The 13349-nt window shown below is 64.7% G+C and carries 11 protein-coding genes and 2 pseudogenes; 5 read left to right on the top strand and 8 right to left on the bottom strand.

Annotated features, from left to right (window positions below; genetic code table 11):
• Positions 1-79: 79 nt before the first annotated feature.
• Entirely contained in the window at positions 80-2005 is a 1926-nt protein-coding gene (locus tag ACWDSI_RS18465; protein WP_449757397.1) for a TniQ family protein, read from the top strand.
• 39 nt (positions 2006-2044) lie between these two features.
• A pseudogene (locus ACWDSI_RS18460) lies at positions 2045-2362 on the top strand (transposase); the annotation flags it as partial.
• Here the strand turns inward: ACWDSI_RS18460 and istB are convergent.
• Positions 2360-3193: an IS21-like element helper ATPase IstB gene (istB, locus tag ACWDSI_RS18455; protein WP_449757396.1), complete on the bottom strand. Its 834-nt coding sequence runs from the start codon at positions 3191-3193 to the stop codon at positions 2360-2362. The pseudogene ACWDSI_RS18460 and the gene istB overlap by 3 nt on opposite strands.
• Positions 3190-4551, bottom strand: a complete 1362-nt coding sequence (locus ACWDSI_RS18450) for an IS21/IS408/IS1162 family transposase (protein WP_449757395.1) — start codon at positions 4549-4551, stop codon at positions 3190-3192. The genes istB and ACWDSI_RS18450 overlap by 4 nt, the downstream gene beginning before the upstream one ends.
• 132 nt (positions 4552-4683) lie before the next feature.
• Between ACWDSI_RS18450 and ACWDSI_RS18445 the strand changes: the two are divergent.
• Positions 4684-5718: pseudogene (locus ACWDSI_RS18445) on the top strand (IS256 family transposase); the annotation flags it as partial.
• A gap of 560 nt (positions 5719-6278) precedes the next feature.
• Here the strand turns inward: ACWDSI_RS18445 and dnaB are convergent.
• On the bottom strand, positions 6279-8513 hold the full coding sequence (gene dnaB, locus ACWDSI_RS18440) for a replicative DNA helicase (protein WP_449748826.1): 2235 nt from the start codon (positions 8511-8513) through the stop codon (positions 6279-6281).
• Positions 8514-9196: 683 nt separating this feature from the next.
• On the opposite strand from dnaB, the gene ACWDSI_RS18435 reads away from it, so the two are divergent.
• Positions 9197-9763: a hypothetical protein gene (locus ACWDSI_RS18435; protein ID WP_449748829.1), complete on the top strand. Its 567-nt coding sequence runs from the start codon at positions 9197-9199 to the stop codon at positions 9761-9763.
• Between the two features lie 123 nt (positions 9764-9886).
• Here the strand turns inward: ACWDSI_RS18435 and ACWDSI_RS18430 are convergent, their stop codons facing one another.
• From ACWDSI_RS18430 to rpsF, 5 genes are all read right to left on the bottom strand, one after another.
• On the bottom strand, positions 9887-10495 hold the full coding sequence (locus ACWDSI_RS18430; RefSeq protein WP_449757394.1) for a universal stress protein: 609 nt from the start codon (positions 10493-10495) through the stop codon (positions 9887-9889).
• 464 nt (positions 10496-10959) lie between these two features.
• A complete protein-coding gene (gene rplI, locus ACWDSI_RS18425; protein WP_449757393.1) occupies positions 10960-11412 on the bottom strand; it encodes a 50S ribosomal protein L9 in 453 nt (150 codons plus the stop codon).
• A 17-nt stretch (positions 11413-11429) separates the two neighbouring features.
• The gene (gene rpsR, locus ACWDSI_RS18420; protein ID WP_449748822.1) at positions 11430-11684 is read right to left on the bottom strand and encodes a 30S ribosomal protein S18; all 255 of its coding nucleotides are present in this window, start codon (positions 11682-11684) and stop codon (positions 11430-11432) included.
• Between the two features lie 48 nt (positions 11685-11732).
• The gene (locus ACWDSI_RS18415) at positions 11733-12245 is read right to left on the bottom strand and encodes a single-stranded DNA-binding protein (RefSeq protein ID WP_449757392.1); all 513 of its coding nucleotides are present in this window, start codon (positions 12243-12245) and stop codon (positions 11733-11735) included.
• A 131-nt stretch (positions 12246-12376) separates the two neighbouring features.
• A complete protein-coding gene (gene rpsF, locus ACWDSI_RS18410) occupies positions 12377-12658 on the bottom strand; it encodes a 30S ribosomal protein S6 (protein WP_449748820.1) in 282 nt (93 codons plus the stop codon).
• 231 nt (positions 12659-12889) lie between these two features.
• Here rpsF and ACWDSI_RS18405 point away from each other — a divergent pair, with 231 nt between their 5' ends.
• Positions 12890-13288, top strand: coding sequence for a VOC family protein (locus ACWDSI_RS18405; protein WP_449757391.1), 399 nt, complete (start codon positions 12890-12892; stop codon positions 13286-13288).
• Positions 13289-13349: the final 61 nt, after the last annotated feature.

Here is a 13349-nt window from a genome sequence, read left to right as displayed (position 1 = left end):
ACAACAGACCTTGACCGCCGCCGACCCACTACCCGAGGACCTCCAAGCCGCGATCAACGCGGTCGCCGGTACGCACTAATTGATAAAAGTCAGGTATGCCGACGAATCGCTCGACTCCTTCGTTGAGCATCTGTGTGAGCTGCATTTATGCACTCCACGCCAGCTGTTCTCGGCGATCAATGTGTCGGAAAGCCCAAGTTCGGGAAGTCCACTCGGTCGCCGTATCACCGACGCTGCGGTGCAGGAGTTGTCACGCCTGACTGCCGTCGACGAGCAGCGCCTGTTAGATGCGACGACTGCTCGATTCGCTCGAGCAGGTCTACAACTCAAGAACGGCGTAGGTCGCGCTGGCGACGATGCCTGGAGCTTTCCCGGCCACGTCGCGTTCTGTCCAGAGTGCCTGGCGCAGAACGACCTCCGATGGAACATTTCATGGTATCTGCGTTGGACCAATGTCTGCGTTGCGCACTCCGCAATTCTCGTCGACGAGTGTCCGGCCTGCGGCAACCGCCCCCGAACCACGGCGACCTTCCATCCACGTCGACCAGGTCAACTTACTACCATGTGGCGCATTCGCAGTTGCCCAACCTCGTGCTGCTCGGAATCGCTAGCCGAAGCCACGGCAACCCACATCGACTTGACCTCCCACGCAGCCAAGCAGGAAAGCTGGCTTACAACGGTCATTGAAGAAGGCGGCGCGAGATGCGAGTACGCCGAAGGCGAGTATCTCTCGGCAACAACAATTCTACGCGATCTCACATTGCTGACCCGACACGCACTTCACGCCATGATTCCGGCGACTCAGCGCATCCCTGCCGCACTCGATCCCGAAACCCCTGTAGTTCCCACGGCGTGGATTCCCGACGAACAAGCCCACTACAGCCAGTCCTTGCGGAAGGTGCCTCGCACAACCTTCCTGGTTGCACAAACCGCGGCAATTGACACGCTCCGTACGCGATGGTCAGTCGATCAATGTGAGAGCTGGATCGCACCCGAGCGCGCGGCCACGATGTCCGGCGTAGCGCGTCGAAGAACTGCTGGCCCGGTGAGCAACGCCCTGCTCCGCGTCATTGATCTACATCGAGGTGTCAATCACTTTCACCCCAAGTTGGTCTCACACGACAGCACTGGCCGGCGTCGTACACAACATGCCTACAGGACGTTCACGCTCGGCTCCACGCGTTCCATAGATGCTCAAACCCTACCGTCCACGATCTGGCCCATTGTCACACTCAGCGCGCCACCCATGCCACCTCGAGTTCAACGCGTATTCCCCCAGTTGGCGCCGATCGCGCTTGCCCTCTTTGGACGGCGGGCCGCAATGTCGACTCTCGCGAACACGTTTCAATTCGAGATCAGCGACGACGCCCTCCGGTTTGCTCTGAGCAACCTGATAGTCCACGACCGGGGTAGCGACACCTACACCTACATCGCCACCCTGCACGAACACCTGCAGACTCACCCGGCCCCGATCGACTACCGGCGCCGGCGGCTCCTGTGGCCGCATCCAAGCGACGTCGGTCGCAACCACATGCGCGAACTCGCACGCATTTCCGATCTCTATCTCACCAACGCATTCCGATGGAAAATCAACAGGTACGTCTGGCAACTTCTCACCGGAAACGATCCATTCTTCACTCGCGGTACCCAGTTACTCCACGGCCCCGCCGCTTACAGCTACAGGGCCTTTCTCACCACAATGCCCTTCGAACTTGAACAAGCCGCAGGACAGGTAGCCCAACGACTGCTCCTGAAGGAACGAATTGGGGAACCCGTGACATACAGCCCAATTCAAGGACCTGGTGGACTCTGGGCTCCAGGAACTGGTTCCCATTTCCTCGACACCTCTCACCGCACAGACCTCAGACAGACATCCAGATCGCTTGAGCACGCCGTCGCCGCAGCCGGCGAAAGTGAGGAACTGCTGCATATCGCGAGGAATGATCAAGACCTGTGGATCTGGGAGGGCGTGCCTTCCCGCAGAATGATCCCGGTAGTCACTTGATCAAGTCAGCGTTGCAGCGCTGGCGGAAAGGCACGCCTCATGCTCACGGTAGTCAACGCCCCTGATGGTTCCAACCAGTCCAACGACGATCACCGGTCGATCCTCGATGAGATCGTGCGCGACGGGGCCCGGCAGATGCTCGCCGCAGCCCTGCAGGCCGAGGTCGCTGCCTATGTCGATCAGTTCACCGATCAGGTCGATGAGCACGGTCGCCGGCTGGTGGTGCGTAACGGCTACCACAACGAGCGGGAGGTGATGACCGCTGCTGGTGCGGTGCCGGTGCGGGCACCGCGTGACGAGGCTCATCGATTCTCCCCAGGTGTGCTCGTTAAAATTCCCCACCTGGAGGCGGTCCTACTCTAGCGTTCGTCGGGTGGGTGCGGCGGCGGTGCGTTGGTTTTGCGAGCGCGCGTGGTGGTCGCGTAGGCGGTAGGAGTCGCCGTCGAGTTTGAGGACCACGGAGCGGTGCAGAAGTCGGTCGAGCATGGCGGCGGCGACGGTGGTGTCGCCGAGGACTTGGCCCCATTCGGCTACTGATCTGTTGGTGGTGATGACGATGCTTGTTTTCAAATAGCGTTGTGTCACAACTTGAAACAGTGCTGAGGCGGCTTCGGCGGGTAGTGGTAGGTAGCCGAGTTCATCGATGACCAGCAGGGTTGGTCCGGCGAAGAACCGCATGCAGGTCGCCCAGCGTCCCTCGATGGCGGCTTTGTGGCAGCGGGCGGCCAGATCGGCGGCGGTGGTGACGTAGGTGCGGTAGCCGGCGTGGACCGCGGCGCGTGCGAGGCCGACCGCGAGGTGGGTTTTGCCGGTCCCGGGTGGTCCGATGAGCAGCACGTTGGTCGCTGATTCCAGGTAGGCGCAGGTGCCCAGTTCCCGGATGAGGTGGCGGTCGACCCCGGGTGCGGCGTCGTAGTCGAACCCGTCGAGGGTGGCCGGGGTGGGCAGGCATGCGAACCGTAATCGGCCGGCCAGGCGGCGGGCCTCGGTGGCGGAGACCTCGATCGCGAGGAGGTGTTCGAGCATCTGGGTCATCGACCATTCTTCGTCGCCGGCGGTCTGCAGCACTGAGGGCAGTGCTTCGGCGGCGGCGTCGAGCTTGAGCACGGCGAGGTGGCTGCGCAGTTTCTGATAGGTGGAGACTGCAGTCTGGCTCTGTGGCTCGGGCATGGTGGTGTTGGTGGTCATGGCAGCTGGGTCCTGTTCTGTGCGGCGCGTTCGTAGACGGTCAGATCGATGACCGGTGCAGTGGCTGCGGCCGGAGAATTGTAGAGACTGGTTTCGGTTGTGTTGTGGCACAACGCTTGTGCTGCAGCAAGGGCGTCTTTGCCGGGTGGGATGCGTTCTTTGCGGCGATGGGGTGTGCCGCCGATGGCTGAGGCGGCCAGGGCGACGTGTTCCAGAGCGACGACGTGGCCGTGGTCGCGGATCTGGGCGCCGGTTCCGGGTGCGGCGAGGCGGTGGCGCGCGATCACGATCCCCGAGGTGGTGGCGATGTCGATGTGGTCCTCGCCGAGGCGCTCGGTCACCGCTACCTCGCTCATCGCCAACTCTGGCGGCACCGAGTACTGGTTACCGCGCCACGCGACGAGCGCTTGACGTGACACGACCCTGGCCTCGCTCACCAGCGCGGGAAACGGCTTCGCCGGTGGTCGGGAGAGCGGTTCGCGTTGGGCGACGGTAGCGACGTTGTAGCGGCCGTCACGAGTGCGGCGCATCCGCACATCCGAGCGGGTACGACAGAAGGTGTCCAGGCTCGCTTGGGCCTGTTCAACGGTGATGTCATCGGCAATGGTGCGCCACCACCGTTGAGCAGCAACACGATTGGCGGACTCGACGACGCCTTTGCGGTTACCGCGTCGTGGTGGGCAGATCGCCACCGACACGCCGTAGTGTTTGGCCACCGCCGCGAACTCCGAGGTCAGTGCACCGCTGGCCGGGTGGCACACCGTGGCCATCCGGTCGAACCGCCACACCTTCGTCACCCCGCCGAGCCGGCGGGTGATGCGATCGAGGCCGGCGACCACATGTGGGCGGGTCATATTCGGCGCCAGATAGCCGCGCCAGCGCCCCGAATGCGCCAGTGATCCGACGAACAGATAGGCCGTCGATCCCCATCCCCACGCCGCCGGAGGATCGGGTAGTTCTAGCCAATCCCATTGTGTCTCCTCACCAGCCGCGTGTTCGATGACCGCGTTCGGCCGGTGCACCGCGGTGGCGCACTGCTCGCACACCGGGCGCAGATTCCGGGCTCGGATCTGGCGGGTCAGGGTTTGATACGACTGGGCGTAGCCGAGTTCTTCGAGTTCGTCGCACAGGGTGCGCGCCCACAGATGCGGGTCTTCCCTCAGGCGTGCGGTCACGTAGGGCACGAACGGCTCGAACGGATCTTCCTCGAGCTTCTTGCGTTGACCCGGTGCGCGGACCCCGTTCAGATACGCCCGGATCGTTTTGCGGTCATGGCCGGTATGGCGGGCGATCGCCGAGATCGACCACCCTCGTTTCCGTAGTGCGTGTACTTCCACATCGTCCTCCCATGTCAACATGAGAAAGCGGGCCTCCCTTGAGCTGGTGAGTGGTCAGAGACCATCAGCATCTCGGGAGGCCCGCCCTCGCTGGCGGAGCCACACGGGTGGGGAATTTAGGTGAGCATCACTGGGGAATGTCGATGAGCGCCGTCACCGCGGGTCAACGACAAGCGGGTCGACCCTGAAACTGGTGAACGTCAACGGTTCTCGTCGAAGATCATCCCGGCGTGGGCACGCAAGAGTCCGGAGGTCAGCGCGGTGTTGCCGCTGCTGTACCTGCACGGGTTGTCGTCGGGGGATTTCGGGCCGGCACTCGAGCAGTTTCTCGGCTCGGGTGCAGGGTTGTCGGCGGCCACGATCACCCGGTTGACCAGCCAGTGGCAGAAGGAAGCCGCGGCCTTCGAAGACCGCGACATCACCAGCGATTATGTCTACCTCTGGGTCGACGGAATCCACCTCAAAGTCCGGCTTGAGCAGGAGAAACTGTGCCTGTTGGTGATGATCGGTGTGCGGGCCGACGGCCGTAAAGAGCTCGTCGCCCTGGCCGATGGCTACCGCGAATCGACCGAATCGTGGGCCGATCTGTTGCGGTCGTGCCGGCGCCGCGGCATGGCGGCCCCGAACCTGGCCGTCGGGGACGGTGCCCTGGGGTTCTGGGCTGCGTTGCGCGAGGTGTTCCCGGATACCCGAGAGCAGCGGTGCTGGTTTCATAAACAAGGCAATGTGCTTGCCGCACTGCCGAAGTCGGCCCATCCGAATGCGATCAAAGCGATGCAGGAGATCTACAACGCCGAAGACATCGACCACGCCCGCACCGCGATCACGGCTTTCGCCAAGACCTACGGCGCCAAGTACCCCAAAGCGGTCGCCAAGATCGTCGACGACGCTGATGTGCTGCTGGAGTTCTACCGTTACCCGGCCGAGCACTGGATTCATCTGCGCACGACCAACCCGATCGAGTCGACCTTCGCCACGGTCCGGTTGCGCACCAAGGTGACCAAGGGCCCCGGCTCACGGGCCGCGGGACTGGCGATGGCCTACAAACTCATCGAAGCCGCACAGACGAAATGGCGGGCCGTCAACGCACCCCACCTCGTCGCTCACGTCCGGGCCGGCGCCACCTTCAAAAACGGCGAACTCGTCGAACCCGGCACCGCCTCACCCGACCAGCAGGAGGCTGCCTGAAACAACCTCATCCACAGATCTTGACAATATCTCAGCATATCGCCCTATCGGGACATGCGCTGCTCGCCCAACGATTACTCCGATTCAGCGAGACCGCCGACTTGCCATCTATCGGCGCGGCCGCATCTGCAGCCGGAACATCAAGACACCAGATGGCCAAAGAGACTTCGTTCCTCGAAATGGCGCTCGACGAGCCTCTGTTCACACGCGATAGCCCAAATACCGCAACACGAAGACTGACGAGCATCGGCACCGAACTTCGAATTCTCGTCGACTCAAACGTCGACCAACTGCGGTCCGCCTCAAATTCTGGGGGATCGGCGTTCGCGTAGCGAAGATCGCCTCGCACGGCCTGTCAAGCCAGTTGGCTGACGCTCCGCAACAGCAAGGGTCATCGCCTCCCCTACACCGATAATTCAGCAAACGTCACGTGACTAAATGGTATGGGATACAGCGCGACAGTTTGAGTTGTCTCAACACTCGCACAGGTCTGTATGATTCGTCTCAACGTCTCACGGAAACTGGCCGTTTGTCTCAACTTTTCGCGATAGCGACACCAACTACCCCCGCGCCATATCCACGAAGCGGGACAAATGCAGTTGGTGCGCAACGGTTATCGTGGCCGTCGGTCCGTTGCGGTGCTTGCCCAAAATGATGTCGGCCTCACCCGCGCGTGGGTCGTCGCGCTCGAAAGCGTCTGGGCGGTGCAACAATATAACCATATCCGCATCTTGTTCAAGCGATCCCGACTCGCGGAGATCCGACACCTGTGGCTTCTTGTCGGTGCGCTGCTCCGGCCCGCGGTTGAGCTGGCTGATCGCGACCACAGGAACCTCGAGTTCCTTTGCGAGCAGCTTCAATTGGCGGCTGAATTCCGACACCTCCTGCTGCCGGGACTCCACCTTCTTGCCCGACGTCATCAGCTGCATGTAGTCCACCACAACGAGTTTGAGGTCGTGGCGCTGTTTGAGCCGGCGCGCCTTGGCGCGGATTTCCATCATCGTGAGGTTGGGCGAGTCGTCGATGAACAGCGGCGCCTCGGAGATCTCCCCCATCCGCCGCGCCAGCCGCGTCCAGTCGTCGTCGCTCATCGAACCGCCGCGCATGTCGCCGAGTTTGATCTTGGCCTCCGCCGACAGCAGGCGCATCACGATCTCGGTCTTGCTCATCTCCAGCGAGAACATGGCCGCGGTCATCTGGTGGCCGATGGCGCACGACCGCAGGAAGTCCATGGCCAGCGTCGAATTGTGCGTGGGCACCATCGCCTCACCGGCCAGATACAGGCACTCGGGGTTGTCCACCTGCACACACCGCACCGGCACGCTGCGCACCGCGCGCACCGCCACCACGCGGCGCACCCCGGCCCGACCGCGAAGTTCCTTGTGCCGCACCGCCTTGTGATGAACGGTGAACACGTCGTCGTCGGCATCCACCCGCAGCCAGCCGGTGGCCGACCGCTTGTAGTTGTAGCCCAGACCCGCCACCAGATCGGCCACCACCTCGGTCATGTGGCGGGTGGCCGCCGGCACGATGATCCACCCGTCCTCGTCGACGCTGGCGCGCGCATCGAGCAACCCCGCGAGCAGTGCCCGACGCTGCGCGATCGAACCCCGCAGGTACTCGTAGGGAATGCGTCCACCGAGGTCGGCCATCACCGTCATCGCATCCACCGGCCCCTCGGCGTCGATGCGCATCGCGATCTCCGGATCGTCGAACGCCATCCCCGCCAACGCGGCCACCGTGTACGGACCGTAGGCAAAATGCTTGCGCGGCAACTCCAATGGCTTGGTGTTGCGCACCACCGCGCAGCCCACGTAGGTGCGCAGCTCGCGCGTGGTCAGCAGGCGCTGCTCGGCGTCCACGTCGGCCACCCATTGATGCTCCTCGTCGGCCACCAGCACCGCGCCGTCGTTGAACTCCACCTCGTAGCACGGGCGGTCGGTGAGGACGTCGGTTGCGGCGACCACCGTGGTGGGCCGACCTTGCGCATCGAGCAGCCGGTCACCCACCGACACCCGGCCCATCGTGGTCCACCCGCCGGGCGTGGGCAGCGGGGTGTCGAGGGCGAGCGCCTTCCCGACACCGGGCCGCGCGGCCACGATGATCATCTGACCGGGATGCAGTCCGTTGGTCACCTTGTCCAGATCGGCGAACCCGGTGGGCACGCCCAGCGAGATCCCGCCACGCGACGCGATCGAATCGATCTCGTCCATCGTCGGCTGCAGCAGCTCTTCGAGCGGAACGTAGTCTTCGGCGGTGCGGCGCTCGGTGACCTCGTACACCTCGGCCTGCGCACGATCGACCACCTCGGCCACGTCCTGGCCGTCGGCCCCGGAGTAGCCGAACTGCACGATGCGTGTCCCGGCCTCCACCAGCCGCCGCAGGATCGCGCGCTCGGCCACGATCTCGGCGTAGTAGCCGGCATTGGCGGCAGTGGGCACCGTGGAGATCAGGGTGTGCAGATACGGCGCCCCGCCCACCCGGCGCAGCTCCCCGGCCCGCTCGAGCTCCGCGGCGACGGTCACCGCGTCGGCGGGCTCACCGCGGCCATAGAGCTCCAGGATGGCGTCGTAGACGGCCTGGTGCGCCGGCCGGTAGAAGTCGTTGGACCGGATCTTCTCGATGACGTCGGCGATGGCGTCCTTGGACAGCATCATGCCGCCGAGCACCGACTGCTCGGCGGCCATGTCCTGCGGGGGCTGGCGACCGAACTCCTCCGCGGGAACATCGGGCAACGGCTCGGCACCACTGGTGTCGCGCGACCCGCCACGGCCGCGATCATCCACAACTGCCACGTCTCCCCGCCTCTCGATCCATCGATCGCTGACGACCGATATCCCCAACCGTCAGCACCGTCGACACGGCGTTAGTGGAGATCTCCACCCAGGCGTCGCCGGCCGGGCGACGAGGTGGTGATTCCGGTAGTACTCGCGGGCTCCGACAATCGGCTCGGTGGCTGAACCTGTTGCCACCCGGTGGCACTGCAGGACGACATTAGGAGGTGACGAACGTCCACTCAAACCCACTTGTGCGCCAACCTGTGGACGAGCTGTGGACGCGGCGCCGTCTTCGCACGAGGGCTTGTGCAGTGGATGTGGACAACGTGAGGAGTCAGCTTGTGCGTAATCGCGAATCCGCAGTTCAGGCGGTGTGAAAACTATCCACAGCTCCAAATTTTTCTGGGCTCGGCGTGTCGTCTTAAAGGTGGTCTCGGGCGTGTTGCTCAGACCGTGCAACCACTTCCCCGCAACATTGAAGTGAACGATTGGTGTGATCTGCATTACGACTGCTCGCAGGGTGTGCACTCACTTATTCCCGGCTGCTACGGAGTCGCGATCGTCCGGTTCTGCCCACGCGGCGTGCCCCCATGTGCTGAACTGGCGCAGTGTCGAACCCGGGACTCGCACGCACACTCCGCCGCGCCGGCGCCGCGGTGATCGCCGGGTCCGCTCTCGCGGCCGGCGGGATCGCGCCGACGATGTCAGCACCGGCCCAGGCGGCTCCCCCCGGATCCCCGACGCTGCCCGCCGCCTTCGACCTCGCCCGGTTCACCCCGGTGAACCCCACGCCTTACCAATCGGTGGCCTACGCCGACAACGGCCGATGGTTCTTCACCACCGGCCGCTGGATGTGCCAGCTGGGCCCGTCGGCTCGCTCCGTCGGCTGCCAGGGGCATCCGGCCACCGCGCCGCCCCGCGTCGACGGCGCGGCGATCACCGACGACGCGCAGGGGCCGTGGTGGGTGCCGTCGCAGGGGCAGATCAACGCCCCCACCTACCGGTTCGGGTCGGCCGCGGGATTCCGCCCGCCGCTGCTCGCCGTGGGCCGTCGGATCACCGTCGGAGGCGTCACCTGCACCGTGCCGTCGCCCACCCAGGTGGCGTGCCGCACCGGCGAACGCGCACTGATCTTCACTCCCGCGTGGCACAAGTTCTACTTCCCGTCCGGTGACACCGCGCACGCGGGCAACCCGGCACCGCGATACCTGCCGCCGCCCCTGCAGTACTGGAATCAACTGCCGGCCGCTCCGCCCGCGCCGTGGTGATTCGCACCCGAGAGCGCGCGTGCCGCAGGTGAGTGGGCACGCTCGACCCGGATGTGGGCACGCTCGACCCGGATGTGGGCACGCTCGACCCGGATGTGGGCACGCTCGACCCACCAAAGTGGGTCAGCTCGCGGGAGCCCCTGTGGGAACGGTGATCCGCGCGCGTCGCAATCGCAAGTCGCCGAGCCGGCGCGGCCGTGTGGTCACCAGCGAGGCCGATGCCGCTCCGGGTGCCACCTGAACGACGGGGAGATCGGTTGTCGCGCAGAGCTTTCGGGCTAGCCAGTGCGCCGAGGGCCGGCCGCCGATCACCACGGCCCCGGCGCCGAGCTGCTGCGCCTCGCGGGCGAGCACCACGTGCGTGTCGCCGCTGCGCACCACACAGTGCACGTGCACAGCGCCCGCCGCTCGTGCCGCTTCGCGTGCGCAGCGCAGCACCTCGTCGACCATTGTCCGCTCCTCGAGCAGGTACGAATCGTCGCGCAGGGCGGTGCGCAGCATGACTTCGGAGGGCGAGTACTTCGGGCGGATCGGTGTACTGCCGACCGCGCCGACGAGGTGCAGAGCCACGGTGTCGCGGGCGCACTGGGCGGCATAGACGACGGCCCACCGCGACGACTCCGAATCGGTGACACCGACGACGACCGTCGGAAGCGCCGACGGCGGCTGGGTGTCACGCATGGGAATCGCGGTGACCGGAAGGTGTTCGATGTGCTGACCGAGAAGCATCATGATACCTCCGGCCACCAGGGGGTAGCCGCATTGATTGCTCTGGCGCGCAACCGATTTCGGTTTCCACGGGCGAGCAGTCGCGAACGCTCGCCGTAGTCGAGGGAGGGCTGGCCGAACAATCCGACTGCGAGACACAGGGTTGCGGCGATGACGAGAAGGAAGATAATGAGCATGGCGTACATCTCCGGGCTGAAATGACTTGCGGTGGTACACGAATCTCTCCCCGCAGGCACCCCGATGTGACCTGCCGGATTCCGCCCCGACACAGAACAACTCGTGAGAGCAACGCTACGAACGCACATGTGACCTGTAACGCGTAGTGGACTACTCCACTACGCGTCCCGCGGGGCGCCCGTGTTGTGCGGACTACGCGATTGGTAAGTCGCCCAAAGTAAACGCGAGGACAACAAAGGCCGGACGGAACATGTCCGTCCGGCCTTTGCGACCAGTGATTGCGGTGAGCGTCAGTTCGCGACGACCGCCAGGTCGACGGTGGCGGTGACGTCGGGATGCAAGGCGACCACAACGGGGTACGTGCCTGTGGCCTTGATGTGACCCTTCGGCAGTTCGACGACACGCTTGTCGACGGCCGGGCCGCCGGCGGCCTTGATGGCGCCCGCGACGTCGGCTGCGGTGACCGAGCCGAACAGCTTGCCCGAATCGTGTGTTTTCACGGTCAGCGACACGTCGGTGAGCGCCTCGATGGCCTGCTTGACCTCGTTGGCGTGCTCGAGTCCGCGGATCTCGCGAGCCTCCTGCGAGCGGCGGATGCCCTCGACCTGCTTCTCGGCGCCTCGCGTGGCCTTGATGGCCAGGCCGCGTGGCAGCAGGTAGTTGCGGCCGTAGCCGTCCTTGACCTCGACGGTCTCGCCGGCCTCGCCGAGGTTCTCGACGGCGGCGGTGAGGATGAGCTTCATGTCAGTTCCCCTTCCGCTTATCGCGAGGTCGAGGTGAAGGGCAGCAGTGCCACCTCACGCGAGTTCTTGACGGCCACCGCGACGTCGCGCTGGTGCTGGACGCAGTTGCCGGTCACGCGACGCGACCGGATCTTGCCGCGATCGGACAGGTAACGGCGCAGCAGCGCGGTGTCCTTGTAGTCGATCTGCGACTTCTTGTCTTTGCAGAAGGAGCACGCCTTGGTCTTGGTGACCTTTTCGACGCGGACCTTCCGTCCCTTCTTGTTTGCCATATGTGTTCTCCCAGAAAATGTGCGATGACGGGGCTACCGTCGTCGCGATCAGAATGGTGGTTCGTCGTCCCCGCCGCCGAAAGAGGAGCCGCTGCTCGCCGGAGCGCTGCCCCACGGGTCGTCGGCCGCCTGCTGGCCCCCTCCGCTCCGGCTGCCGCCGGAGGAGGAGGAACCGAACCCGCCGCCGCCCCCACCGCGCGAGGCCTTGTTGACCTTGGCGGTGGCGTACCGCAGCGAGGGGCCGATCTCGTCGACCTCGAGTTCCACAACCGTGCGCTTCTCACCCTCGCGGGTTTCGTAGGACCGCTGCTTGAGGCGGCCCTGCACGATGACCCGGGCTCCCTTGGTCAGGCTCTCGGTCACGTTCTCCGCGGCGTCGCGCCAGATGTTGCAGCGCAAGAACAGCGCTTCGCCGTCCTTCCACTCGTTGGTCTGACGGTCGAAGGTGCGCGGCGTGGACGCCACCGTGAAGTTGGCCACCGCAGCTCCCGACGGCGTGAACCGGAGTTCCGGATCCGCGGTGAGATTGCCGATGACGGTGATGACCGTGTCGCCTGCCATGTGTGTCCCCTTGGTCGTGGTTGGGCACTCGTCGATCGATGTGCTCCGAGGTTGGTCGCGTGTGACCTCAACCCTAAGCGGGCCCACCGACGTGGTCGGTGTTTCTCGGCGTCGATCGGGGAATCTGTGGACTACTTCCGCAGGACCTTGGTGCGCAGCACCGACTCGTTCAGCTTCAGCTGACGGTCGAGCTCGGACACCGTCTTGGGCTCCGCGTTCAGATCGATGACCGCGTAGATGCCTTCGCTGTGCTTGGCGATCTCGTACGCGAGTCGACGTCGGCCCCAGATGTCCACACCATCAACCTTGCCGCCATCATTGCGGACAACGTTGAGAAAGGTATCGAGTGAGGGTGCGACGGTGCGCTCGTCCAGATTCGGATCGAGGATGACCATCAATTCGTAGTGACGCATAAGACCACATCACCTCCTATGGGCTCATCGGCCACGGACTGTCCGTGGCAGGAGGGTCGCCTGCGTCGGCAACCTCTCCAAGATACACGAATGCCGCTGACCAGCGAAATCGCGGTCGCTTGGGAACAGGTCGGCCGCTTGCCCGCCGATACCGGACAGAACTTGTCCGCTATCGCTCTTAGCGTCGGTGACGACGGATAGCCGATCCGCCGAGCACCCCAGGAGGACACCATGAATCTCGCCGCCACCCGCATCTTCACCGACGACGTCGATGCTCTCGTCTCGTTCTACGAAAAGCTGACCGGCGTCGTCGCCAACCGTGTGCACCCGCTCTTCGCCGAATTGAGCACCCCGACCGGCACACTCGCGATCTCCAGCACCCAGACCGTGCCGCTCCTCGGCGAGGACGCCGCGCGAGCACGCGACAATCACTCGATCACCCTCGACTTCCTCGTCGACGACGTCGATGCGCTCTATCCGACGTTGCGCGACACGGTCACCGAGTTCGTCAACGAACCGACGACGATGCCGTGGGGTAACCGGTCGCTGCTGCTGCGTGATCCCGACGGAAATCTGATCAACCTGTTCACCCCGCTCACCGATGCGGCGCGGGCACGCTTCGCGTCGTGATGCACCTTCGATGACTGCGCCGGGTACGTGGCGCGGACCACCCACCAGCCACCCCCTACCC

The organism is Gordonia sp. NPDC003429 (genome assembly GCF_053588575.1).
Note: the sequence above shows the minus strand (reverse complement) of the source record. Positions and strands in the feature narration are given on the sequence as shown.

Bases quoted from the DNA above. Each gene is read 5' to 3' on its own strand.
- istB (WP_449757396.1), bottom strand. From the start codon at position 3,193: ATGACCACCAACACCACCATGCCCGAGCCACAGAGCCAGACTGCAGTC.
- ACWDSI_RS18450 (WP_449757395.1), bottom strand. From the start codon at position 4,551: ATGTTGACATGGGAGGACGATGTGGAAGTACACGCACTACGGAAACGA.
- ACWDSI_RS18435 (WP_449748829.1), top strand. From the start codon at position 9,197: ATGTCAGCACCGGCCCAGGCGGCTCCCCCCGGATCCCCGACGCTGCCC.
- ACWDSI_RS18430 (WP_449757394.1), bottom strand. From the start codon at position 10,495: ATGATGCTTCTCGGTCAGCACATCGAACACCTTCCGGTCACCGCGATT.
- rplI (WP_449757393.1), bottom strand. From the start codon at position 11,412: ATGAAGCTCATCCTCACCGCCGCCGTCGAGAACCTCGGCGAGGCCGGC.
- rpsR (WP_449748822.1), bottom strand. From the start codon at position 11,684: ATGGCAAACAAGAAGGGACGGAAGGTCCGCGTCGAAAAGGTCACCAAG.
- ACWDSI_RS18415 (WP_449757392.1), bottom strand. From the start codon at position 12,245: ATGGCAGGCGACACGGTCATCACCGTCATCGGCAATCTCACCGCGGAT.
- rpsF (WP_449748820.1), bottom strand. From the start codon at position 12,658: ATGCGTCACTACGAATTGATGGTCATCCTCGATCCGAATCTGGACGAG.
- ACWDSI_RS18405 (WP_449757391.1), top strand. From the start codon at position 12,890: ATGAATCTCGCCGCCACCCGCATCTTCACCGACGACGTCGATGCTCTC.